The sequence below is a fragment of the Atopobium sp. oral taxon 199 str. F0494 genome (assembly GCF_000411555.1).
Taxonomy (GTDB): Bacteria; Actinomycetota; Coriobacteriia; order Coriobacteriales; family Atopobiaceae; genus Lancefieldella.
Window position 1 is genome coordinate 1,013,080 of sequence record NZ_KE150486.1, and the last position, 25,721, is coordinate 1,038,800.

Consider the following 25,721-nt stretch of genomic DNA (forward strand, 5'->3'; position numbering starts at 1 on the left):
TCTCCTGCCGGAGACCGCTCACTTACCTATTAAGGAGTCTGTATGAATACCTACCAACTTGGACTTTACGAGAAAGCAACACCTGCAGAACTTCCTTGGGAAGATCGACTTGTTGCAGCCGCAGAATGTGGCTTTGACTACGTCGAGATTTCTATCGATGAATCTGATGCTCGTCTTTCTCGTATTGATTGGACAAAAAGCGAGCGTAAAGCCCTCTGTACTGCTATAGAGAATGCAGGAGTTCCTCTAGGCTCTATGTGCCTCTCAGGCCATCGAAAGTATCCTTTTGGATCACAGGATTCTTCTGTCCGTAGACGCTCGCTTGAAATAATGGACAAGGCCCTTACGCTTGCCTGTGATCTTGGTCTTCATACGATTCAGCTTGCTGGTTATGACGTGTATTATGAAGAAGGAACAGAAGATACTCGTAAATGGTTCGCCGAAAACTTAAGTAAAGCTGTTGAAATGGCGTCTATAGCAGGAGTCTGTCTCGGTTTTGAAACCATGGAAACGCCTTTTATGGACACAGTTGAAAAGGCCCTGAAATACGTTGACTTAATTGACAGCCCATATCTTGGCATCTACCCGGATGTCGGTAATCTCACCAATGCGTCGCTCATATACGGAAAAAGTGTTGCGGATGATATCATGACCGGTAAAGGACACATTTTTGCTGCTCATATGAAAGAAACGGTAAAAGGCGCTTATCGCGAAATACCTTTCTCGACGGGAACAACGGATTACGATGGCGCTCTATCGCAACTAGTGCCCCAAGGCGTTCGCCGTTATGTAGCAGAAATGTGGTACACCGGTGATGAGGACTGGAAAACAGATCTTGCCTTTGCTTCCAATTATATTCGCAGTAAGATCGACGCAGCATTTGAACACTATGCAAAATAAGCATATCTTTTGCTGATAGGATCATAGGTTATTTGGCTTACCGGATACTTTTGCAACATACGCTCCAAAGACAAACAACGCCTCTAAAAAAACCACTGGGCAGTATGGCTCAGTGGTTTTTAATAGATGTCTGTCCTTTTAAAGACTACTCGCCAATCACGCAAACTTTGACTTTACGATTACGCTCTCTATTCTGATCCCAGTCAACCAGATAAATATGACCAAATTCCCCGGTTGCAGGCATGCCGTCAGTAACTACAAACGTTTGACTGCTGCCAAAAAGAGAAGCTCTCAGGTGCGCGTCACCATTCAAAATGGTATTTGCCTCTCCCGGAAACTCAGGATGTTCATCATGGTAATCCACAAGAAATTGAACGTGTTTTGGTCCTGGATACCGGTATTCACGATTCTCTTCAACCTCACGAGGAATCATCTTGTCAACAAAACGAATCAGATCTCCCTGAAGAAACTCCTGGCCCTGCCAATTTGTATCGTGAACATACTCCTCAAAAATGACTGAACAGGTAGTATGTGTCGTTTGACACGTTACGATGCCATTTGAGATTCCTGACGCAGCAATGATGACAATTACTTGCTGTTTGATATCGATAAAATCGGGACGACCCGCCGCGGTTGATACCGTAACCGTATCTTGATAGACAGCCATACGTCTCTTCTCCAATCTTTTCTTGCTGTATTTACTGTGCAAAATCAGTACGCGCTCGATCAAGCGCTTCAAACATTTCGTCAAGCGTCGCAAATGGGTCATCCGCCGCGACAATGCCCGAGGTGCCTCCGGTCGCATCGGCACCATATTTGATAGCGTCATAGACGTTTTCGCCGGAGCTGATGCCTGCCGCTTGAAGCACTTTAGTAGCGGGAGAAATAGCCTTGACAGCCTCCGTTGAAGCGCGCATATAATCCTCGCTGGCAATCTGACCGGTTCCAATAAGACTTGTAAGTTCGCAGGTCATAATATCCGGATGAAGCTCCGCAATAGCCTTCGCCTCTTCAACGGAATCAGCGCACACACAGGTCAGAATTCCAACTTCATCAGCGCGGGCTATGGTTGCAGCCAGCTCATGAACGGTCATGGGATTCTCGGCATGATTCAAAAATGTAGCCTTTACTCCTGCCGCCGCAAGCGCCTCAGGCAAGATATGTCCCATGCCACGACCAGGCTTGAGGCTTTCCATATTTTGAGCACACGGAATAAGGTGCTTGCAATGCTCCGCGACCCAAGCTAAATCAATCAGCTGCGCCGTGAACAGACAATCAAAATCGTATTTCTCGCAAAGTTCATCTGCCTTAACGGCAAGCTTACGAAGATCCTCTCCGTACAAATACGACTTTGGATTAACTACAAAAAATGGGCTTCTCAACTTGTGCTTTTCCATACAGATCCCCTCTATCCAAAGCATGCATACAAAACGACAAGTTCAATATAAGCAGTATATATCAACTTGTACACAATTTTATATACAAGATGTCTTTATAGATGAATTTTATCGGTGAGCGCGCGCGTTCGGGGTTGAATTGCATCCCCCACTACTGCCTGCCCTGATGTAAGCCACGTAAGACTCCACTCAAAGGGGGTCTTATCGGCAAATCTGATTGTTTGCTCAAGAACCAGGATTGGTGAGTTCTCATCGCACTGTAAGTAGCGGCCGTGCTCCGCTCCCGCCGCGCGCGCCGTATAGCGAATCTTTGAGTACGAAATCTTCTTTCCGCTGCATCGTTCCGCGGCTGAAAAGGCTGGTTCCACTCGAAAATCTGCTTTTTCATAGCCGGGACATTCCGACAAATTCGTCCAACTTTCCTGACACAAAATAGGCTCGTCATCGACATATCTGACCCTGCGCAAAAAACAAATGAGGTCTGAAGGCGATGCCTGCAGCTCATTTTTTACATTTTCCGGAGCGGGCAGAACTTTCTTTTCAAGGACTTTTGTTTCAAAGTCCAACCCCTGATTCCTGAGAGATTCGGCAAACGAAAGAGGTCGAACGCCCGCTGGATGAGACAACCCCTCTTCGGCGACATAGGTACCTTTCCCGTGTACACGAAACAAAAGACCCTCGTTGACCAGCGTTTCAATTGCATGCCGCACAGTTCCCCGACTTATACCGAAGCGATCCATAAGTTCATGTTCCGAGAGGATCTTTTCGCCTGAAACTAATTCTCGCGAGTAGATCATCTCTCTGATCTGATCAGCCAGTTGCGAATGTAGCGACGTCGTACCACTAGTAATTAAAGCTTTTTTCGGCTCATCTTGATTAGTAAGCTTTTCTGGCGTTGGAAAGAGGGGGTAGGCTTTATCGTCATCTGCAACCTTTGTGCACACTGCAACCTTCTAACGTAAAAATAGAACAGACCGGGGATTACTATAGACAAGTAGTATACAAGTGATAGAGGAGATGCGCCAGACGAAAGGCTGCAGAAACCGTAATCTAGCATAAAATACCTGGTAGGGGCGGAGGGACTCGAACCCTCACAACCGAAGTTTAGGGATTTTAAGTCCCCTGCGTCTGCCAATTCCGCCACGCCCCCGAATGCATCGATATTATCGCACGATGTTCGCAAACATGCATCCAAGATTTACTTCTTCGTAAGCGGTTTCAGGATCGGTCGCCACACCACCGGAGACTCTCGCCCTTCATATACTGCCGCCGCGGTAATCACAAGTCCGAAAAGCAAGTCGCTTTCGCTGGCAATCATCGTGTTGAATCCCGTCGCCCGTATCAGCTCAAAAAGCGTAATCGTTCCGCCCAGTATCACCGGCGCGCGTTTTTCCTGCAGTCCCGGAAGTTCTGCTCGCTCCTTCACGGTCATGCCGGCGAGAAGCCCTTCAAGTTTTTGCACATCCTCAAATGAAATGCCCCTCAGGTGCACGAATGAGGGATCGTATGGTTCCAACTTGGCGTTCATCGCGATAAGGCTTGTAGCGGTACCTCCAGTTGCTACAAGTACCTCAGGTTTTCTCGCCGTTTGATACTCCGAACTCGCAAGCGCCTCCGAAAACAGACTCCGAGCAAATTTATGGGCAGCTTCAAGATCTTGAGCTGCGGGAATTCCATCCTCAAACAAGAAGTGATCGGTCATACGTCGGCAACCGACGTCGATAGAGCGGATAAACGACAGATCGATTGCGCCGCCCGCTACATTTCCAAGCGCCAACTCCGTAGAGCCGCCGCCGCTGTCGGCCACAAGAATCTGGCGGTCATTGAAGTCCTGCGCCACACCCAAAAACGTAAGCGCCGCCTCAATCTCACCAGGAATAATCATGGGTTCAAGGCCCAAGGACGCTAAAGCCATACCAAGGTCAGGAGCATTTTGAGCGTCACGGGCGGCGGAAGTAAGCGTACATACGATAGCCTCAGCGCCGGCGCTCTTAGCAGCCTCAACATATGAGGCCGCAACCACATATACCCGCTCGATTGCTTTTTGATCAAGCAGGCCGGTTGCGTCAACGCCAATCCCAAGATTACAAATTTCGGTATGTTTTGCCATGCGCAGCACGCGTCCGCTGGTGACCTCCGCCACAGCAAGCCGCACCGTTACCGTACCGATATCAATTGCGGCAATCATGGCGTCTACTCTTGCGCATCGGTTGGAGCGTATCCGAAAATAGCGTCAAGCAACTGAATGTACCAGGGATGTTCCGGTCGCTGTTTTTCTTTTGGTTTGTCATCGGAAGTCGTATTGCCTACGCCTTCAACTGAAACGCTATTCTCGTCATCGGAAACATAGCCGCGCTCGTGAGCCTTGTCTTTGATGCCTTCCGGCGTTTGCAGACGCTGCACGTCATTGTTGAGATCTTTGTTCTCTTCCTCTATCTGCTTCTGCGTCACCTGCAGCTCTTGTGCATCCCGGACTGCATGATAGTAGCCTTGAATCGGTCCATAAAGGCCCACGATAACAACTACAAGCACAAAGATAGTGACAGCAAGTTTTTTATGGGCTAGCAAGGCGTCTTTGATTCGTTCCAGTGGGCGCGTAGCCGATGTACCGCCTCGCGCTTCCCTGTGGCCGGTGCCGCGGTTAGTATCACGGTTGCGAACGCCGTGGCCTGCAGTGCGACCTGTAGTGCCGCCCGCCGAGCGTCCCGCGGTGTGCCCGGTGTTTTGAGTACGGTCGCTTCCTCGCTCATCGCGCGCTCTGGCGCTGGAGTTCATGGTACTTCTCGACTGCCTGGCCGCATCGCCCGTTCCGCGCTTTGAGACGGAACCGATAGTTGACGCGGTCGGATGAACCCGCGCGCGCTTCGAGGGCACCTGCGATTCTTGCGAAGATCTTTTATCAGTCGGGCTCAAACTCATCGCCTGCTCGTTTCCGGTTCGTTTAAGGGTAGGGCGTTTTTCCAGTATGGCAGACTTCATGCCTTTAAAGGGCTTTCAGCAAAAACTTCATTTACTCTTCTGACTTTGCCTGCTGCCACAGGTCCTCAAGCAGCTCGCGGTGGTCTTCAAGCGAAAAGCCCTTCTGCCTCGCAAGCTCCTCCATGCGCGACCAGCGGCGACGCATCTTTCGATTAGCCGAAGCAAGCGCCTCTTCCGCATCGATTCCGTCTCGCCTGGCCAGCTGCACCATGACAAAGAGCAGGTCACCGAATTCTTCCGCTCGAGCTTCAGAGCCCGGCGTTTCAGCTTCGTATTCCGCGCGTTCCTCGACAGCTTTCTGCCAGATATCTTCGACAGAATCCCAGTCAAACCCTACCTTTGCCACGCGCTTGGAGAGTTTTTGAGCCTGCATGAGTGCCGGCAGCGAGTGCGGGACGCTATCGAGAAGTCCTTCGGTGTGCACACGGTCTTCTTCATTGGCGCGCTCGGCAGCTTTCACGCTGTCCCATACCGTAAGCGCCGAATCGGCATCTTGAGCGTTTCCCGCCTCGGGTCCAAATACGTGCGGATGGCGGCGGATCAGCTTCTCATTGAGCGCACGACACACATCGTCAATATCAAAACCACCGTCGTCTGACTCAATCTGCGAATGAAGTAACACCTGTTCAAGCACATCCCCAAGCTCTTCCTGAAGGTGCTCGGAAGAACCGTCCTTGACAGCCTCGACAGCCTCATAGGCCTCTTCAATCATGTTTTTAGTAATGGAGTCGTGCGTCTGAGCCTTATCCCATGGACAACCGTCGCTTTGGCGAAGGCGCCAGATTGTGCGCACGAGACGATCAAATTCAGGGTGCTTTGACGGAGCGCCATCGCGTTGTTGCGTCTGTGCATCAATTTGACTTGCGAGTTTTGCGACATCCGTTGCGGCCACGCTTTTCTCGCCCATTACAGCTCCTCGGGATACTTGAAATCCCAGTCAGCGCGAAGATTAGTCATAAGCTCCATAACATCAGCTGAGGTTCCAATCTGTGCGCGAGTACGTTCGTCTCCCGCAACAGCGCGCTCCATATCAGCCAACACATAGCCCAGCGCCTGCGCCGTATTGCCAACCCGCAGCTCTTCTCGCTCACCTGTCTCTGTCCAAACAATGGACGCACGATCAGCCCGCGGATACTCCATAATTTCAAGATAGGCCTTATCTGCGGAAATCATGGCTCGCTTGGGCTGCTTTGAGTGCATAGTAAGGGAAAGAACAACCATCTGCCCCTCGGCGTTGCGCAGTAAAATGCCCTCAGTTTCATCGGTTCCCGTGGGAGCGGGATTCATCATTGAAAGCACCTCATGCGGCTGGCTTTTCAGGAAGAGGCGAGCAAGAGTGAGAGAATATACGCCAATATCGAGAAGTGCGCCGCCCGCCAGCTTCGGATTGAAGAAGCGATTCTTCATGTCGTATTCCTTATAGCTGCCAAAATTCTCCTGAATGAGGTTTACCGGACCGAAATCGCCCGCATCAATGCGTCGCTGCAGCTCCTTGTAGAGCGGCATGTGTAAAACGGTACAGGCGTCCATAAGCTGAACGCCGTGCTCAGCCGCCAGCCCACGCGCTTCTGCAAGTTCAGCGGAGTTGAGCGTAATAGATTTCTCGCAGAGTACATGCTTACCCGCTGCAAGAGCTTTTCGCAGGTATGTAATGTGCGTGTTATGAGGCGTCGTCAGATAGAGCGCGTCAATGTCAGGAGCGGCGATAAGTTCGTCAATGGTGTCGTAAACCCGCAGTACGCTATGCCTCTCTGCAAACGCTACCGCCTTTTCATGGGTGCGATTCGCAACGCTGTTAATATGGCGACCTTCTGCTGCAAGCGCCTCAGCCATCTGGTTGGCGATAACGCCGCAGCCAATAACACCCCACCGCAGCTGTGGAGCTGTAAACAACAAGTCCTTCGTTTCCTGGTACACAGCGCCTCCTTATATCGCAATGGTCTCCTTGCGTGCCCGCTACGGGCTTGCCACTACGAGTCTGCCTGTTGCGGGCTTGCCCACTAGGGACTTGCTCGCTACAGACCTGCCCGCTACAGGCTTGCTCTCACACAAAGCGTCCATACTCTTGTCCCACTAAAAAGATATGAACAATTTCTATCCTATCCCTATGAGATCGATAGATCAGCACATACTTCGAAAAAGATACTTTCCTATAGCCACGCTTCTTCAGCTCACTATCCTTAAGCCGCGGATGAATGTGATGCGGCGTTTGCAGCGACCACATCAGTACCGCAAACTCTGAAAGAAAACCGAACTCATCGGCAGCGCTTTTTCTAATTGAGTGCAGATATTCTACGATCAACAAGAACTCTCGCCGCGCGGAGGCGGATAAAACAACGTCACTAGTTTTCATGTTCGCGCTCACGATAGCCGTATCCACAACGCTTCTTTGCTTCCGAAAGAACTGTGCGAACATCTGCAGCCTCACCTGCGTTGAGCTCTGCTTCAGAAACCGCAATAATCTGGTGGAGCTTCTCGCGCGATGCCTCAAACTGAAGCGCATCAAATTGTTCAGGCGACAATGCAATAAACGCTTTGTAACCGTTCTTTGTCACGATGATGGGTTCTGAAGACTCAACAACCTTTTTGACAAACGCGGACGTGTTTTTTAATTCTCTCATAGGAACGCAAATAGCCACGAGAACCCCTTTCAGGCTGTTGCCTCGCTTTACCCTGCACAAACGGAAGTATGAAATAAAAGGCTATGAACGTGCCATAGATTTTGCGCGCCCATACGCCGAAATTTTTCTTCCATTTAGCATTGTAGGCAATGTACCACAATTATGGTACATTGCCTACAACTAAGGAATCAGATCCAATGATGCCCACAAAACCGATTTTCGCGGAAGCGGACTCCCGTTGCACCGGCCCCGCAATACTGCATCAACTAGGCAATACCGCATCAGCTCGGCAATACTGCCTCAGCCCGGTAACACTGCACCTGCAAGAAACACTACATCAGCTCGGTAACATTCTTGGCGAACTGGATGGGGTCATCTACAGGAAGCCCCTCGACAAGCAGAGCCTGGTCATAGAGGAGGTTTGCATAGAGCGAAAGTTTGTCCTCCTTCTTTGAAGCCTGCGCCTCGACAAGCTTTTGAAACACCGGATGCTGCGGATTGACCTCGAGTACGCGTTGCGCCTTAGGCATCTGATCCGCTTCAGGACCCTGTTCCATAACACGCTCCATCTCAAGCGAGACTGGTCCTTCCGTTGCAACGCGAGCCGGAGCCTCCCCCAAAGACGCCGAAGTTGTAACACTTGTCACTTTTCCGTCAAGCGCTTTGGCCAGCGTATCGAGAAGGTCCTTGTGCTTCTCGCCTGCCGTCTTGGCCTCTTCCTGCTCCTTCTCGCTTGCAAGGTTCAGATCGGCAGCAGACACATTCGTAAACGCAAGGTCGCATAGCGAGGCTTCGGAGGTCTCGGATGAGGCGTCCTTTGCAGCGGCAGTAGCGGCAGCGGCAGGCGCAAGCAACTCCGCCTGATAGGACCGCATAACCTGGAACATGAACTCATCCACGTCCTGCGTACAAAGAAGCACGTCGTAGCCGTGGGCAAGAGCGTTTTTCACAACCGGCATGTTGGCGAGACGCTCGCGGTCAGTTCCCGCGGCGTAGTAAATCTTCTCTTGGCCCTCACTCCGATTCTGGGCGTATTCTTTGAGCGTTACCAGCTTCTTTTCTCGAGCGGACCAGAACAGCAGGAGGTCGGCAAGCTCATCCGCCTTGGCACCGTAAGAGCTGTAGATGCCAAACTTGAGTCCCCTGCCGAAGTTCTCAAAGAACTGTTCATAGGCGGGACGATCACTGTCCCTCATGGCTTCAAGCTCGGATGTGATTTTCTTCTCAACGCGTCGGGCAATGGCCTTCAGCTGAGAGTTTTGCTGCAGGGTCTCACGGGAAATATTGAGGGTTACGTCGGGAGAATCGACGACGCCGCGGACAAAGTTGTAGCAGTCGGGCAAAAGATCGGCGCACTTCTCCTGAATCAAAACGTTGGAGGTGTAGAGCGCCAGGCCCTTCTCGTAATCCTTGCTGTAAAGGTCAAACGGTACGCGACTGGGAATGAAGAGCAGCGCGTCATAGGAGAGCGCGCCTTCGGCATGGAACGACACCGTACGCGCGGGATTCTCCCAGTCATGGAAGGTTGCCTTATAGAACTCGTCATAGTCGCTTTGTTCGACCTCACTCGAACGCTTTTTCCAAATGGGCGTCATCGAGTTGATGGTTTCAAGCTCCTGATACTGCTCATACTGCGGCGTATAATCGTCGCCGGCGTCCTCTGGCTTGGGAAGCTCGCGGCTCTTCTCGACCATCATCTGAATGGGATAGCGCACGTAGTTTGAATAATGGCGCACGAGTTCGCGCAGCTTCCACTCCGAGAGGAACTGATCGGTATCTTCTGCCTCGGTAGAGGGGCGGAGGAACAGCGTTATGACCGTGCCGTGCGAGCTGTCGGCGCGTAAAGATTCGGGAAGGTCGGCGTCTGTTGCTTCTGCAACGGTATACCCATGCACACCGTCAGACTCCCAGACATAGGCGCACTTCTTGCCATACGCGCGGCTCATCACGCGAACTTTTTGAGCAATCATGAAGCTGGAGTAAAAGCCGACGCCAAATTGACCGATGATGTCGATATTGTCGCCCTGATGGTCGGAATTTTCTTCCTTGAACTGCTCGGAACCGGAGTGCGCGATAGTACCGAGATTCTTGTCGAGTTCGTCTTTTGTCATGCCGATGCCGTTGTCGCTTACCGTGATGGTTCGGGCATCTTTATCGAAAGCAAGGTTGATTGCCAGAGCATCCGTCACGTTAACGTCTTTTTTGATGAGGCTTTCAAAGGAAAGCTTGTCGAGCGCGTCTGAGGCGTTGGAAATGAGTTCGCGCAGGAAAATCTCACGATTGGTGTAGATGGAGTTGATCATAAGATCAAGCAGTTTCTTGCTTTCGGTCTTAAATTGCTTCATGGGTAACAGGACTTCCTTTCAGTTCTTGAGTTGCCGCCTTACCTGTTCTGCAGAAACAGGCTTTCAACACACTTTTCATACCAGTTATCGGGATACCCTTGGATGGATACTCCTATTCAGGTGATAGGCTCTAGCAAAACCGGATGAAGTCGCCGGCACAATACGAGATTTTTCTACCGAGAAGTACAGAATGTCTCCAACACGCGCACGCGAGGAAGACAATCATCGACAATGTCTTCAGCGACACTATAGGTTGAATCAAACACTCGGCCGTAGTTGCCAAGCCCCGCGTTCATAAGTTCAGGCTGAACCGCCTCCACTAATGGTTTTGCAATTTGTTTAACCATCCTTGAAGTAATGCCAAGATCTTTTGCAAGTTGATCGAAGGTATGCGCATCAATATTGTCTATAAGCCGCTCTCCCCCAAAGTCAAAGGCCATCTCACGACTAAACCGCTCAAAGCGCGTAGTGCATACCAAGTCATATGCCGGAGAAAACACCGGTCGGCGCGATTCGCTATTCCAAAGCAGCGAGTAATTCTTGAGATGCGAATCGCAATCGCCAATCAAGTAGGTAAAGCAAAGCATTTGTACAAACTTTGTTATTTCTCTTGCCGGCTGCGCGGTATATCTCCGGAGCATCTCCGCAATAGCCGCAACGCTACCTCCTGGAAGTTCCGCGTATTTTGATGCGGACGTTACCCCAAAGGCCTGCGCCAAATCTTCCTGATGAAATCGAATGACCTTAACCGTTTGATTCGACTGGCTTACATGGCGATCAAACCTCTTGACCGCGAGGACTTGTCTCCCAAAATTCTCAAGCGAAACATCTGCCACCGACAGTCCACACGCTTTTGCCGCTTTCATACACACATACTCTATTTCAGGAATATCTCTCACGTCGCTTATCTTCATGATATGGCTGGCAGCCGCAAGTCCCTTTGGCTTCAACCATCCTGATTTTGATAAATCTGTGTCGGTTGTATAGGTAAGTCCTGTTTTTAACTGCGTTCCCGCTAAGGAAAGCCTCGAAACTATATTCTCGAAAGCGGTCGACCTGTCAGTCTTAAAGATGTTTTTTAACTCTTGCTCTGTCAGCGCTTGATATGAAAAAGCCTCCCTTTCAAAAGACTCAGCAGCCTCGCGAATCACAACATCGCCAATACAATCATGGCCACATACGCCAAGCAAGGTAAGGTAATCATGTTCGTTGATCTGAAGTTCCTGACAAAGTATTGAGCGAGCTTCATATTCAGGAAGCAAGCCCTCAAAGTAAGGCCTGAATTCCGCTTCAGCATAGTGCCGTTTGTCTAAAGGAAGTGACTCGGAAATCGCAATGGCGTCTTTGTCATGTATATATGTTTCGCTATAGGCAAAAAATTTCGTTCCATCCGCTTCACGTGACACAATCGTGCCTACATGAACGGGAACATCAAAAGAAAGCCGATACACCTCCAGCTCAGTCATCAGGAACGCACCTCCGCATAGAGATCTAGACCGAGTACCGTTAAAACTTTGATGGTTCGTCCGAGCTCGGCCGTCGTCTTGCCACGTTCCAACTGAGAGATAAACGTACTACCCACTCCTGCGACATTAGCAAGGTCAAGCTGTGTCAAATTCTGGCTTTTGCGTACCTTCCGGATAAGTTTCCCCAGGTCCTCCGGACTTGTAATACCTTGCATATCCACCCCATATATACGAACGCATATATATCGCTTACACACTATAATATTTATTCGTTCGCATAAAGTCAACTACATACAGGTAGAATTTATTCGTTCGCATATATACGAGAAGACCGCGTGTATGCAGCAATTCCTTCGGCCGCACGGTCTTCTCGCTACGAAAGCTTCACAAGATATGTGGCCGTTACTTTTCCGCCTCGTTATCGCCGAGCGCTTTGCCGCCGTTAGGCACAGCATTACTGCCGAGCGTTCCGCCACCCCTGGACATCTCATTACCGCCGGACGCCTCATCGCTGTCGAACTCCTCATCGTCTCCGCCAAGCTCTTCGAGAACACCCAAAGCCGCAGGCATAAGCTGTTCATCTTTGTGTCGGAATGGATAGCCAAGTTTTTCGGACTTGGGATAGTAGATGGCACCGCGTGCTTTGAACTTGAGCGCCTGCTCACGGGGAATCTTGATTCCTTGGTACACAAGGCGTCCTCCGGTAAGCGAAATCGAGGCCAAACCGAGCCGTTCTGCGCGGATACGTATCCGCGCGCGGTCGAAGAGATTCTTGCCGGCAAGAGGCAACGCACCAAAGCGCTCCTCCGTCTCCTGCTGTATCTCATCCACATCCGCAAGATCCCAAGCGGCCGCCAAACGGCGATACACCAGCACGCGCCGGTCAACCTCTGGTAGATATTCTTCATCCAAGAAGAAATCGGCGGGCAAATTGAGGGTCACCTCTGCCTGTTCGATATCGGGGGTCTCCCCGCGCGCTTCGGCAACAGCCTCGCCAAGCATCTGCGTAAAGAGATCAAAGCCCACTCCGGAGAGATTACCGTGCTGCTCAGCGCCCATAAGCGAACCCGCACCGCGAATCTCAAGGTCGCGCATGGCAATCCTCATGCCGCTACCGAGATCTTGATACTCGTTGATGGCGGTCAAGCGCGCTGTTGCTTCTTCGGTAAGCGGCATCTCCGCAGGGAACATAAAGTACGCGTACGCCTGCTGCCGGCCTCGACCAACGCGTCCCTTCAGCTGGTAGAGCTGGGCTAAGCCCAAACGTTCCGAGTCTTCGATGATCAACGTGTTGGTGTGCGGATTATCGATGCCTGATTCAATAATAGTTGTCGCTACCAAGACATCTATCTCATGTTCCTGAAAACGCAGCATCACGTCTTCTACCTCGCGAGCATTCATTTGGCCGTGGGCTACGCCTACGCGCGCTTCCGGCGCCGCCTCCGCCACGCGACTCACAGCGTCATCGATAGTAGTAACGCGGTTGGAGACGTAATACACCTGTCCTTCTCGCGCGAGTTCAGCCCTAATAGCAGCGGACACAAGGTCGGGGTCGTACTCCCCTACCATCACTTTGACCGGCTTTCTGCCCGGAGGAGGCGTCATGATAAGGCTCATGTCGCGCACACCACTCATAGCCATCTGCATGGTACGAGGAATGGGTGTCGCGGAAAGCGTCAGCACATCAACCTGTTCGCGCATATTTTTAAGCTGCTCTTTATGCTGGACCCCAAAACGCTGCTCCTCATCAACGATGACAAGTCCCAGTTCGTGAGGGTTCACATCCGCCGACAGCAAACGATGAGTTCCCACCAAAACATTCACCGAACCGTCCGCAAAGCCCTCCAGCGCCCGCCGTTGCCGCGCAGACGTAACAAAACGGGAAAGTACCGCCACACGCAGGCCAAAGGGGGCAAAGCGCGAGAAGAACGTCTCAAAATGCTGCTGAGCCAAAATGGTAGTAGGACACAAAATCATGACCTGCCGACCATCCTGACATGCCTTGAATGCAGCACGCAACGCAACCTCTGTCTTGCCAAATCCCACATCGCCGCAGAGCAGCCGATCCATAGGCTTTTGCGCTTCCATGTCAAGCTTGATATCCGCAATCGCGCTCTCTTGATCGGGTGTCATTGGATAAGGAAAAGCAGCTTCCATCTCTTCCTGCGCGGGAGTATCAAAGGAAAACGCATACCCCGGCACTGAGGCGCGGCGCGTATAGAGATCAACCAGGTCAAATGCCAGTTTTTTAGCGGATTTGCGCGCTTTTGCCGTGGCTCGAGACCAGTCAGCTGTACTCAGGCGAGTCAGCCTTGGAGCGGCGCCATCAGGTCCTACATATCTTGTCAGCCGGTCAACCTGCTCAAAGGGAACGTAAAGCTTGTCGCCCTGAGCATACTCAAGCAGGAAGTAATCGCGCATCCTGCCCGCAGCTTCTTCTCGTACAATCTCCTTGAAGTAGGCAATACCGTGTTTAGCGTGAACAACGTAGTCGCCCGGCTTGAAAGGAAACGTAACACTGGTAGGATCGACGCGCCTGGAGCGGCGATGGCTGCGAGCAGAGCGAACGGTAAGATCCGAAACGGATAATACGGCAAGGTCTGCCGAAGGTACAATGATGCCCGCTGGAACCGGAGCATCGGTAAATGTCACCCTGCCGCGTTTCAGAGTAGTATACGAAATATCCTGTTTTGGGACATTTTCTTTTGACGTGCCTAAAGACACTTCAAACGGTATGCTTTCATCGCTGAAATGAGACATCATATGCTCACGGGCAGCTCTATCCGGAACAGCAAAGACGACAACATCATTGTCATGAACCAGCTGACGAACGCAGCTGAGCAGCTTAGCGTCCGATCCGGCAATAGAGGGCCTGTGTACCGCAAGTTCCGCTGTAACCTGACCGCCCGCACGCAAAAGCGAAGCGAAAGAAAAGCGCTGCTGCTTTCCGAAATCCAGCTCTCTTGGCATGGTGTACAGCCCGTCGAGTTTAACCTTCGCCGTTTGCGCGGCGGATGCAATCTCATCCATAGCTCGCTGACAGTCGTCAAAAAGTGAGCGGGGTTCGGAGAGAACCACGAGGGTTTCAGCCGCAATGTGTTCCAGGGGATTCGCCGTTGTACCATATAGGATGGGCAGATAGCGCTCAAGCGTCGAAACGGAAGCTCCGCGCTGAATGAGCTCTAAGTCCGCAGCTATCGCGCTATTCTCCTGAGCGCGGTTATACAATGCCGCCTCAGCATTGCGGATAGTCTCTGCAGTAAGGGCCAACTCACGGCACGGGACTACCGTCACCGATTCAAGCTCGCCGATGGTCTGGCCGGTAGCGGCTACCATGCGACGAATGCGATCAATCTCGTCACCGAAAAATTCCAAGCGCACTGCACTGCTGAACTGGGCGGGAAATATATCGACCGTGTCGCCATGCACATGAAACGAGCCAGGAACATCCGCCGCGCCGGTGTCGGCATACCCCATGCCTACCAGAAGCGCAGGCACCTCTTCAAAAGGCACGACATCGCCTATAGAAAACGTACTGGGTATACAGTAGCCCGAGCCCACCGGAGGAACCCGGCGCAAAAGTGCACGGGCGCTTGCGACCACGACGCACTTCTCGCCCGCAGCAAGGCGAGCAATCGCATGACAGCGCATGCCGATAAGAGCGTCGTCCGGCGCGGTTTCCGACCAAGGGTAGTCGCGACGTTCAGGATACCTCAAGACCACGTCATTGCCGAGCCACGCCGCGAGAGCGCGAGCACTACGATCAGCCGCTTCCTCACCGGCCACCACCAGCACGGTCGGCCGCGGGTTGTGCGCCCAGACGGACGCGAGCACCAACGTACGAGCGCCTTGCGCCACAGCTAACGTAGCGTCTTTGCCTTCCGACAGCACGCGCATACAGGCTGCAAGTTCGGGAGCGGATAACAGGCGCTGAGCAACTCGATTGATAAACACAAAGACTCCTTAACGCGGCAAAAGCCCACATGTAAAAACACGCGGGCTACACCTGATTAGATTGGATTGCTATTGTAACGGTTTCGACCGCGGTTTCAGCCGCGGTTTCGGCCACAGTTTCGACCGCGGTTTCAGCCGCGGTCTCGACCGGCAGTTTCGGCCACAGTTTTCTCTAACGAGCGCCGCGCCGCGCCAAGGCCCTCAGTTTTTCAGCGGCATCATGAGTCAGGAGTTCAGGCGGGCATCTCCAAACCCAATTGTCCTTGCAGGTCCCCGGCACATTCATGCGAGCGGAATCGTCCAGCCCCAGTACGTCTTGCAAAGGCAGTATGGCCACGTCATTCGGAACCGACAGCACGTGCTCAACCACAGCGTTAAACAGCTCAAGGGTCTTCTCGTCAGCCAAACCGTTTACGGCCGCGTCCTCTGTATCGGGAAAAGTGAAACGGCGCTTGATATGACCAGCGAGTGTCGAGGTGTCGTGCGTTGAGGTGTAGAGCACCGTCTCAGGCGGCGCCACAAAATGCTCGCGGGGGTCTCCATCGGCAAACACCGCCACCGACATGCCAGGAATACCTGTCTCCGCCAAAAGCGCGCGAACCGCAGGCGTCACGGAGCCAAGGTCTTCGGCAATGAAGGGCAGCTCGCCAAAGCGTCTATGCGCCTCCTGGAACAGGTCGAGTCCGGGTCCAAAAAGATCGGAACCGTCTGCGGCCGTATGTCCGGACGGAATATCGTAATACGAGATAAATCCCAGAAAATGGTCAAGACGCGTATAGTCGTACAGGTCAAAGGAACGCTCAAAGCGCTGCATCCACCACGCGTACCCCTGCTGTTTCAACACGTCCCAGCGGTATGCGGGATTGCCCCAGAGCTGACCCTCCGGAGCAAACGAATCGGGCGGGGTACCCGGCTGAGAAGCTACGCGCCCCTCCATGTCCAAATCAAAAATCTCCGGATGCGCCCATACGTCAGCGGAATCCGCCGAAACAAACATGGGCATGTCGCCAATGATTTGAACTCCGTGCTTATGCGCGTAATCACGCAATTCATGCCATTCGCGTTCAAACATAAACTGAATACGGCGCCGGCGTTCGGCGCCTTCTCTTACGCCGGCGCGGGCCGCCAATTCCGGAGTATAGCTCCTATATTCTTCTGGCCAGTCTTGCCACGCCACGTCTTCCCCAAAGGTATCCTTCAGGGCGCGAAAGACAGCGTACGGCTCCAGCCAATAGGCGTTTTTCTTGCAGAATTCCTGATAGCTATAACGGAAAACCGTGTTGCGCTCAAGGGCCTCAAAGCGCTCAAGGGCGCCACTGGCTCCTCCGTCAAGCAGGGAAGCGTTTCCAGCAAAAGCAGAAAGACCCGCATACGGAGAGCCGCACTCATCCGTCGGATTTACGGGCAAAATCTGCCAGTACATCTGACCAGCCTCTTCCAGCCAGTCGACAAACCGATGGGCATCAGAACCAATAGTTGCCCCCTGGGACACATACGGAGCATTCAGCTTGTCCGGAAGTGAGGTAATATGCGCGAGAACGCCCATACCGCGCTTCATGGGACGCTGCAGGCGACGCGGACGGTGTATGTGCAAAATCGTGGTGCCAAGCGGCCACATGAACACTTCTACGGAATCGTTACGAACCTCAAGCACCTGTCCGGTGATGATATCACTGACTTGCATGCCAGGCGCAATGGGAACGCGAATATTTTGAACCTTGGAGAGGCTCCTGTTGATAAGCACGCAGACCCGTTCCTCCGGATCGTGAAGTACATCAGCATGTTGTTCGCGCGTCCCGTTGTAGCGCCAAAATCCGAAAACATCCTCATTGGGCGCAAATGGTTCAAATTCACCGCTGGTTAGCACGGGGACTATCTTGCGCAGAGCAATCGAATTGCGATAGATGGCAGCGCAGTCCTTGTCGCCATGGCGAGAAGCGCCGCGCACCCCGTCGTCCTCCTGACCCCAGGGCATCGTCGCGCGATTGTAGGGGTCACGGTTTCCTTCGAGGCCCCACTCATCGCCGTAATACACGCACGGCACACCTGGCATGGTCATCTGAATGACGCTCGCCGCCCATAAGCGGCTCTTACCAAGGCCGCGCTCATCGGATGAGAGGGGAAATTCCTGCGTCTCCGCGGGAGCCGTACGCGAATAAGGAGCGCCGCTCAAAATAGTCATAATGCGCGCGCGATCATGACTTCCCATAAGATTGAGTGACGAGAAAAACGCGTGCTTCGGATAGTTCTCCCGGAGCTCTTCAAGGCGTTGAGCCAGCTCATAGGCGGAAATCTCGCTACGCAGGTACTTAAGCACCCCAGAGCGCAAGGGATAGTTCATGGTGCCGTCAAGCTCATTGTCGGCAAAATAGCGCTTGAGTTCGCCGTAAGCGCGTTTGTTGCTGGCGTCTTCCCATACTTCACCGATTACTACCGCGTCAGAGCGCTCAGCCAAAGCTGCCTCATGAATCTCGGCGAGAAATTCATCGGAAAGCTCATCTGCCACATCGAGACGCCAACCGCGCGCACCGGCACGAATCCAGCGGCGCACGACGCCATCCTTTCCGCAGATGAAATCACGGAATGATCGGCTGGTCTCATTGACGTCGGGAAGGTCGTCAACACCCCACCAACTTGCGTACGATCCGTCTTCCGCAAGCGTAAACCAATCCGCATAGGGCGACTTCTCGCCCTGACAAGCGCCTATGTCGGAGTAGTTGTGTTCACGATTAAAGTAACGGGAATCCGCTCCCGTATGGTTGAAGACGCCGTCCAAAATAATGGAAATGCCGCGGGCTTTTGCTTCACGACACAGTGTCTTGAACGATGCTTCATCGCCCAAAATAGGATCGATGGCAAGATAATCGGCTGTATCATAGCGGTGATTGCTGGCCGCTTCAAAGATAGGATTGAGATAGATGATGGTGATACCCAGCGCCTGAAGATAGTCCAGCTTTTCCGTAATGCCTTCCAGCGTACCGCCGTAAAAATCCCATTTGAGGATACGGCTGTTTTCATCCCGCGCATAGCTAGGTGTGCGGTCCCAATCTTCTATCAGCTCACGCTGTGGCCCGCGGTGCGGTTTATCAAGCGCCGCGCGAGTTCGCCTGCGCCAGTCAGCGCCGCGCGCGAAGCGGTCGGGAAATATCTGGTACGCGATACCCTTTTCATACCAGGTGGGACAGACCTTGCGCGGCCTATACACCGTCAACTGAAATGAGGGCGGTTCGCCGAAAGCGAAATCGCCTACACCGGTAACCCATCCTTCGCGGGCGCCGTACTTCCACACAGCGCCGTCCGATGCCTCAATCTCAAAGCGATACCACACAATACCTGTAGTATCGGGAGCAAACGACACCGAGAAGAGTACGGCGTCGGCGGGAACGCAGGAAGCGTACGCCGCGCCAAAGCCAACACGCCGCGCGTCAACAACTTGGCTGACTACGCCATCATCAACCGCAGAGCGAGCAGTCCGCTGCATAGGGAGGCACTTCTCGCCATTGCCTTCAATCCAGAGCCTGAGAGAACAGCCCCGCACGTCATCGCCCCAAACGGCAATAGAAAGCGTAACGTTTTCGCCAAGACGAACCGCGCCGAACGGCTGACGGTACGCTGCCAGCGAAGTGCTGTGAAAAGCCTGCATATTACCAATCCCTGCGCCTGGTATAACGGATTACCTCCGGGTGGAGCCAATGATACATGTCGAGATAATCATTGGCGGCCGTATGCCAGCTGAAGTCAGCGGCCATCGCTTGCTCAACCAGCTTGTCCCACGCGTCGCGATGATTGCAGTACACATCGCAGGCAAAACAAACCACATCAGCCATTTCGTCCGCGTTCATGTTCGCGAAGCTGAAGCCGGTTCCCTCTCCCGTAAATTGGTTGTAGGGTCTGACGGAATCAGCCAGGCCTCCCGTTTCACGCACAATGGGAAGGGTTCCGTAGCGCATCGAAATCATTTGAGAGAGCCCGCACGGCTCAAACTCCGAAGGCATCAAAAACATATCGGCGCCGGCATACATACGATGCGAAAGCGCCACGTCAAACTGCAGGCGAGCGGCCATGCGGTTGCCGTAGTGTCCGTCAAAGTAGCGCAGATCGTCCTCGTATTTCTGATCGCCCGTACCCAAGATTGCCACCTCGGCACCGGCGCATATGATGCGGTCCATGGCATAGCTCACCAAGCCCATACCCTTTTGGTCAGTCAGGCGCGTGACCATCACAATCAAGGGGATGTCAGGATTGACTTCAAGCCCAAGCTCCTCTTGCAGAAGACGCTTGCACTCCGCCTTGCCTTCCATCTTCTTTGCCGAGAAGCGCGCGGGCGTAAAGGGATCGTTTGCCGGCGACCATGCGGCAATGTCTATACCATTCAAGATGCCGCGCAGCGCTTCATGACGGCGACGGAAAATGGGGTCCATGCCCTCGCCGTAAAACGGCATCTGCAGCTCAAGCGCATAGGTGGGGCTGACTGTACTCAGGTAATCCGAGTACAGCAGTGCTCCCTGCATAAAGTTGATGGAACGCTCGTCGCAACGGAGCTGCCCCGCCGCGGCAGGGATGTCAGCAAGCCCCAAGGGGTCCGCAAGCATTTCATCGGTAAACTGACCCTGGAACTTTACGTTATGTATCGAGAAGACCGTGCGAACGTTATCGCACACGGGAATACCCCTGTAAAACTCGCGCAAAAAGACAGGTGCCAACGCTGTTTGCCAGTCGTTGCAATGCAGGATATCGCAGGCGAGTTCAGGCACATGCGCGATTACCTCACAGATTGCCTTTGAGAAAAACGCGAATCGCTCGCCATCATCAAAAAAGCCGTAGAGGGCGTCCCTGCCAAAGTACGACTCATTGTCAACGAAGTAGCAATCGACATTTTCATGAACAAGATGATACAGGCCGCAGTACGCCTCTCTCCAAGCAAGTGGCACATAGAGCTCGGCAACCTTGGTCATCTTTTCGCGCCATTCGGGTGCGATGGTCTTGTACAGGGGTGAGATGACAGCAACTTTTGCCCCTACATGCTTCAACGCGCTTGGCAGCGAACCCGCTACATCGCCAAGACCGCCGGTCTTTGAAAAGGGAACAACTTCAGAAGCCGAAAAAAGAACCTTAAGCTTTCTTCTCCTTGTTGTGCGTGCCATGAACCGTACCTCTCACTATTGTTGTCATACTTGCAAGTACTCATTTTACCGCACTACCCCGGCCGAAACCGGGGTAGATAAAAACTTCTCGAGCTGTTATGTTTTTTTGCGCTCCATATTCACCTCAGCAAACATGCTAGATGCGCTCTTACAGCCAACGTCTCTCGCGTTTCCTACTCCGTATACTTTTTACGGATAAGGATATGCTCCGGCGTACCATGAAGCTCCGTATCACTTTGAACGACATTGTCACGGTCAACAATAGCGCGGTCGATGACGGCGCCGCTCTTGACGATACAGCTTTGCATCACGATGGAATCGCGGATGACAGCTCCAGGCTCAACGATAACCTTACGACCCAAAACGGAGCCGGTAACCGTGCCGTAAATGCGGCAACCTGCGGAAATCATTGAATTGGTCACGCTGGAGCCAATCTCAAACTTTGCGGGAGCGGTGTCGTGAGCCTTCGTCTTAATATTGCCATCGGGGAACAGCTTGGCGGCAACGTCAGGATTCAGGGCATCCATATTGGCATAATAGAGTGAGTCTTTGTCAAAAATTCCGCGCGCATAGCCGTTAAAGAAGTACGTCTGAACTTTGACGCGGCCGTAATCCGACCTGAGCGCCTCAAAGAGATCTAGGTAATCCGTCGCGGCGTACCAGTCAAGCATCTCCATGAGTTTTGTGCGCGAAATGATGAAGCAGTCAAGTGACTGAACATCACCGTGATTGACTGAATTATGCATGCCAACGACGTATCCCTCATCGTCAACTTCAAACGCCGTCGCGTCCACGTTGGGACCTTGAGCCTCATTGCAGAGCACCGTAATGTCAGCGTCGGAAGCGATGTGGTGTTCCTGCATCTTATTGAGGTCGAAGTTGTAAACAAAGTTAGCGCTTGTATACACCACGTAATCAGCGGTGGAGCGCTCAAGATAGACGCGGTTTGTCATCAAATCGCGAAGCAGGAAGCGCGCGCCTGTGCGAGAAGTTCCAAAGGCTGAACCAGGCAATACGAAAAGTCCACCAGTTTTACGGTCAAGCCCCCATGCCTTACCGGATCCGATGTGGTCAATCAGTGAGCGGTAATTGAAAGGCATAATGACACCGACCGTGCGAATGCCGCAATTGACCAGATTGGACAGGGCAAAGTCAACCAAACGGTAGCGGCCGAGGAACGGCATTGACGCGATGGGGCGTACTTCATTTGAAAGTTCAGTATGCTTTGATGAGTAGTTGCATGTAATCAGACCGATTGTTTTTTTCATGCTACTCACCCCTTCCTACCACAACGTCATTACCGATAACGGCAGTATCCTTTGTCTGGTCCACGCTTCCCACCTGTACGTTTTCTTCAACAGTGGAGTTCTCTCCCATGATGGCGCGGACAACTTGCGCTCCAGCTTTGACGTGAGCGCCTGGCAACAGCACCGAATCGACAACACGAGCTCCCGCTTCAATTACCGCGTCAGTGGAAAGGATTGAATGGTGAGCAGTGCCGTTGATGATGCAACCATTGCCGATAAGACAGTCCTCAACCCTGCCGTACGGGCCAACATACGCGGGCGGGCGGGTGGAAGCGTTTGAGAGAATGGGAAAATCTGAGGTAAAGATGTCAAAGGCAGGCTCCGGCCCCAGCAAATCCATGCTGGTCTCGTGATAGCTGGAAATCGTGCCGACATCACGCCAGAAACCTTCAAAGCGATAGGTATACAGACGCTTCCCCTCGTCTAAAAGACGCGGAATAACATCTTTGCCAAAGTCATGCGTTGACTGCTGGTCAAGAGCATCAACCTTCAGCGCCTCAATCAAAAGATCGGTAGAGAAGATATAAATGCCCATTGACGCCAAGTTGGAATCGGGGTGCGTGGGCTTCTCGGAAAACTTAGTAATGCGGCCATCGTCATCGATAGTGATAATGCCGAAGCGAGAAGCTTCTTCCCATGGCACCGGCATGACGGCAATAGTAAGGTCCGCGTTGTGCTCCTTATGGCAGGCAAGCATTTCGCCATAATCCATACGGTACAGCTGATCGCCCGAAAGAATCAGCACATACTCACTTTTGTTCTGCTCGATATAACCGATATTTTGGGTAACGGCGTCAGCCGTGCCTTCATACCACGCGCCACCCTTTTGCGTTGAGAACGGCGGCAAAACGGAAACGCCTCCGCCAAGCTCATCCAAATCCCATGCGCTACCGGTGCCGATGTAGGAGTGCAAGAGATAAGGGCGATATTGGGTCAATACGCCCACCGTTGAGATACCCGAGTTTGTGCAGTTGGAAAGCGCAAAGTCAATAATGCGGAATTTGCCTCCAAACGAAACGGCCGGCTTTGCGACACTACTGGTCAGCGCTCCGAGGCGGCTTCCTTGTCCGCCAGCCAAAAGCATTGCCAAACATTCCCTTTTACTCATGTCAATCTCCTCCCATATCCCCCAACGTACAGAGAGCGACACTTACGTTACAACTCCAAACTTACTCCCCAACATTCCAAATATCGTGCATATACTCACGTATGGTGCGATCGCTCGAGAAGAACCCGGCCTTTGCAGTATTGTGCAGAGCCGCGGCGTTCCAAGCGCGACGGTCTTTGTACGAGGCCGTCAACTCTTCCCATGAGTCAACGTACGAATAAAAATCTTTCAGCACTAAGTCGTGATCGTTTCCAGCCATAAGATAATCGCGGATAGATTCAAAGTTACCGGAAAGACCCGCAAGCGAACCATCGGTAAGCATGGTAACGATGCGCCCTAAACGACCGGGGTCCGCATTCACCTGATCCCAGGCAAAATATGAGCCAGAGGCGTAGAGCTCCTCCACCTCATGCGCGCGGAGCCCGAATATCTTGATGTTATTCTCCCCAACAAGCTGGGAAATCTCAACATTTGAACCATCGTAGGTACCAAGCGTAATGGCGGCGTTCATCATAAGCTTCATATTGGAGGTACCTGAAGCTTCGGCGCCGGCCACGGAAATCTGCTCCGAAATCTCAGTTGCAGGGTAAATGAGTTGAGCATTTGAAACCGCAAAGTTAGGCACGAAGGCAATCTTCAAGCGGCCTTCGATACGCGAGTCATTGTTAATGACATCGGCAACCGAATTGATGAGGCGAATGACCTCCTTGGCAAGCGTATAGCTCTGAGCTGCCTTGCCCGAGAAAATAAAGGTGGTTGGCGCAGGCCTGAAATTCTGATCGTCCAACATACGGTTGTAGAGATCCAAAATCTTGAATACGTTCAGGAGCTGCCTCTTGTACGCATGGAATCGTTTGACCTGTACGTCAAAGATAGTCTTTGTGTCTACCTGAATACCCGCGGTCTCAGCGATATAGGCGGCAAGACGCTCCTTCTCGGCACGCTTTGCCTCTTCCATACTGTCAAGGAACGACGCGTCCTGCTCGTAGGGAATCAAGCGCTCAAGCTCATTGGCGTCATCAAGCCAACCAGTACCGATGGCGTCGGTAATGAGCTTCGCATACGCGGGATTGGCCTCGGCTAGGAACCGACGGTGGCATACGCCATTGGTCTTGTTGTTGAAAATCTCCGGGCGAAGGCGATAAAAATCACGCAAAACGCTCTGCTCAAGAATGCTGGTATGTAGGTCGGAGACGCCGTTGACCGAATGCGCAAACAGAATGGAAAGATGGGCCATGCGCACCTGGCCGTCCCAAAGCACCGCGGTCGATGCGAGAAGGTCGGCGTTGCCTTCCTCATGCATGAGCTTTTCGCGATACCGGCGATCGACCTCTTCGATAATCATATAGAGGCGCGGCAACAGATGACGGAAGGTTTCTATAGGCCACTTTTCCAGCGCTTCAGGCATAACGGTATGGTTGGTATACGAAATAGCCGAACAGGCAATCGTAAAGGCCCGGTCAAAGTCCAATCCATGCTCATCAACGAGCAAACGCATGAGCTCAGGTCCACACATAGCAGGGTGCGTATCATTCGTGTGGATGCATACGCGCTCACCGAAGGCATCCCAATCCTCGCCAAACTCAGCCACATAGGTGCGCAAAATCGACTGCAAGCCGGCGCTGACAAACAGATACTCCTGCTTGAGGCGGAGAATACGCCCGTGCTCTCCCGCGTCATTTGGGTACAGGATAGTTGAGATTGCCTCGACATCTGAGCGGAACGCATTGGCGCGCGCGTAATCGCCTTCGTTGAAGGCGTCCAGATCAAAGTCCTCCTCGTAGGGCTCAGCAGACCAAAGGCGCAGTTTATTCACCGTTTTTCCGCCATAACCAACAATGGGGACATCATACGGCACTGCTCGAACAGGCTCACCACCTTCCTGGGTAAACCAAAAACGACCGGATTCGTCCTGATGGCGAATGACATCTCCGCCAAAACGCACTACGACGCTGGAGTCATCTTTGCGCGACTCCCATGGAAAGCCGTTTGCCAGCCAGTTATCGGTACGCTCAACCTGGCGCCCGCCCTTGATTTCCTGACGGAAGAGGCCGTAACGGTAACGCATGCCATTGCCATAGCCGGCCATACCCTCATGCGCCATAGAATCAAGAAAACAGGCGGCGAGACGACCAAGGCCGCCGTTACCAAGACCCGGATCAACCTCTTGTTTAATCAGTACCTCAAGTGAAGAACCCATATCCTCGACGGCGTCAGCCACGAGATCTCGAAGGCCGTAGTTCAAAAGATAGTTGTCAAGCAGTGGTCCAAGCAAAAACTCAAGCGAGAAGTAATAGACTTTTTTAGCCTTCACGGGATGGCATTCGGCTGCGATAGCACGGGATTTGGAAGCAATGAGTCTTGCTAAAATGGAATACCGCTCTTGATTGGTGCAGACGTCAAATTCCTTTCCCAGCACTAACACGCACAGAGCGCGATACTGCTCTTCAAAATCCTGCTTATCTTTAAAAATCTTTTCCGATGCCATGGTTCTCCAAAA

At 52.5% G+C, this 25,721-nt stretch carries 19 protein-coding genes and 1 tRNA gene; 1 reads left to right on the plus strand and 19 read right to left on the minus strand.

Annotated features, from left to right (window positions below):
• Positions 1-42: 42 nt before the first annotated feature.
• Complete coding sequence (locus tag HMPREF1527_RS04560; RefSeq protein ID WP_016477531.1) at positions 43-900, plus strand: L-ribulose-5-phosphate 3-epimerase; 858 nt, start codon at positions 43-45, stop codon at positions 898-900.
• Positions 901-1,045: 145 nt separating this feature from the next.
• On the opposite strand, the gene HMPREF1527_RS04565 is transcribed toward HMPREF1527_RS04560, so the two are convergent.
• The 19 genes from HMPREF1527_RS04565 to HMPREF1527_RS04655 form a co-directional block, all read right to left on the minus strand.
• The gene (locus tag HMPREF1527_RS04565; protein WP_016477532.1) at positions 1,046-1,567 is read right to left on the minus strand and encodes a YjbQ family protein; all 522 of its coding nucleotides are present in this window, start codon (positions 1,565-1,567) and stop codon (positions 1,046-1,048) included.
• Positions 1,568-1,598: 31 nt separating this feature from the next.
• Positions 1,599-2,297, minus strand: a complete 699-nt coding sequence (locus HMPREF1527_RS04570; RefSeq protein ID WP_016477533.1) for a triose-phosphate isomerase — start codon at positions 2,295-2,297, stop codon at positions 1,599-1,601.
• 95 nt (positions 2,298-2,392) lie between these two features.
• Positions 2,393-3,094 (minus strand): GntR family transcriptional regulator, encoded by a 702-nt coding sequence (locus HMPREF1527_RS04575; protein ID WP_051113120.1) that lies wholly within the window; start codon positions 3,092-3,094, stop codon positions 2,393-2,395.
• A gap of 268 nt (positions 3,095-3,362) precedes the next feature.
• Positions 3,363-3,447: transfer RNA gene (locus tag HMPREF1527_RS04580), tRNA-Leu, on the minus strand.
• A 48-nt stretch (positions 3,448-3,495) separates the two neighbouring features.
• On the minus strand, positions 3,496-4,485 hold the full coding sequence (locus tag HMPREF1527_RS04585; RefSeq protein WP_016477535.1) for a hypothetical protein: 990 nt from the start codon (positions 4,483-4,485) through the stop codon (positions 3,496-3,498).
• 5 nt (positions 4,486-4,490) lie between these two features.
• Positions 4,491-5,216 (minus strand): septum formation initiator family protein, encoded by a 726-nt coding sequence (locus HMPREF1527_RS04590; protein WP_232209529.1) that lies wholly within the window; start codon positions 5,214-5,216, stop codon positions 4,491-4,493.
• 91 nt (positions 5,217-5,307) lie between these two features.
• Positions 5,308-6,183 carry a nucleoside triphosphate pyrophosphohydrolase gene (gene mazG / locus HMPREF1527_RS04595; protein ID WP_016477537.1) on the minus strand — a complete coding sequence of 292 codons (876 nt, stop codon included), beginning with the start codon at positions 6,181-6,183 and terminating at the stop codon, positions 5,308-5,310.
• The gene (locus HMPREF1527_RS04600; RefSeq protein ID WP_016477538.1) at positions 6,183-7,193 is read right to left on the minus strand and encodes a Gfo/Idh/MocA family protein; all 1,011 of its coding nucleotides are present in this window, start codon (positions 7,191-7,193) and stop codon (positions 6,183-6,185) included. The genes mazG and HMPREF1527_RS04600 overlap by 1 nt, the downstream gene beginning before the upstream one ends.
• Before the next feature lie 127 nt (positions 7,194-7,320).
• Positions 7,321-7,656: a type II toxin-antitoxin system RelE/ParE family toxin gene (locus HMPREF1527_RS04605; RefSeq protein WP_198009240.1), complete on the minus strand. Its 336-nt coding sequence runs from the start codon at positions 7,654-7,656 to the stop codon at positions 7,321-7,323.
• Positions 7,619-7,915 (minus strand): type II toxin-antitoxin system Phd/YefM family antitoxin, encoded by a 297-nt coding sequence (locus HMPREF1527_RS04610; RefSeq protein ID WP_016477540.1) that lies wholly within the window; start codon positions 7,913-7,915, stop codon positions 7,619-7,621. The genes HMPREF1527_RS04605 and HMPREF1527_RS04610 overlap by 38 nt, the downstream gene beginning before the upstream one ends.
• A gap of 314 nt (positions 7,916-8,229) precedes the next feature.
• Positions 8,230-10,242, minus strand: coding sequence for a molecular chaperone HtpG (htpG, locus tag HMPREF1527_RS04615; RefSeq protein WP_016477542.1), 2,013 nt, complete (start codon positions 10,240-10,242; stop codon positions 8,230-8,232).
• A gap of 173 nt (positions 10,243-10,415) precedes the next feature.
• The gene (locus HMPREF1527_RS04620; RefSeq protein ID WP_016477543.1) at positions 10,416-11,708 is read right to left on the minus strand and encodes a HipA domain-containing protein; all 1,293 of its coding nucleotides are present in this window, start codon (positions 11,706-11,708) and stop codon (positions 10,416-10,418) included.
• A complete protein-coding gene (locus tag HMPREF1527_RS04625; protein WP_016477544.1) occupies positions 11,708-11,923 on the minus strand; it encodes a type II toxin-antitoxin system Y4mF family antitoxin in 216 nt (71 codons plus the stop codon). The genes HMPREF1527_RS04620 and HMPREF1527_RS04625 overlap by 1 nt, the downstream gene beginning before the upstream one ends.
• 187 nt (positions 11,924-12,110) lie before the next feature.
• Positions 12,111-15,662 (minus strand): transcription-repair coupling factor, encoded by a 3,552-nt coding sequence (gene mfd / locus HMPREF1527_RS04630; protein ID WP_016477545.1) that lies wholly within the window; start codon positions 15,660-15,662, stop codon positions 12,111-12,113.
• Positions 15,663-15,834: 172 nt separating this feature from the next.
• Positions 15,835-19,305, minus strand: a complete 3,471-nt coding sequence (locus HMPREF1527_RS04635; RefSeq protein ID WP_016477546.1) for a 4-alpha-glucanotransferase — start codon at positions 19,303-19,305, stop codon at positions 15,835-15,837.
• A 1-nt stretch (position 19,306) separates the two neighbouring features.
• Complete coding sequence (gene glgA, locus HMPREF1527_RS04640; protein WP_016477547.1) at positions 19,307-20,806, minus strand: glycogen synthase GlgA; 1,500 nt, start codon at positions 20,804-20,806, stop codon at positions 19,307-19,309.
• Positions 20,807-20,979: 173 nt separating this feature from the next.
• A complete protein-coding gene (gene glgD, locus HMPREF1527_RS04645; RefSeq protein WP_016477548.1) occupies positions 20,980-22,074 on the minus strand; it encodes a glucose-1-phosphate adenylyltransferase subunit GlgD in 1,095 nt (364 codons plus the stop codon).
• Position 22,075: 1 nt separating this feature from the next.
• On the minus strand, positions 22,076-23,221 hold the full coding sequence (locus HMPREF1527_RS04650; protein ID WP_016477549.1) for a glucose-1-phosphate adenylyltransferase: 1,146 nt from the start codon (positions 23,219-23,221) through the stop codon (positions 22,076-22,078).
• A gap of 61 nt (positions 23,222-23,282) precedes the next feature.
• The gene (locus tag HMPREF1527_RS04655; protein ID WP_016477550.1) at positions 23,283-25,709 is read right to left on the minus strand and encodes a glycogen/starch/alpha-glucan phosphorylase; all 2,427 of its coding nucleotides are present in this window, start codon (positions 25,707-25,709) and stop codon (positions 23,283-23,285) included.
• Between the last annotated feature and the right edge of the window lie 12 nt (positions 25,710-25,721).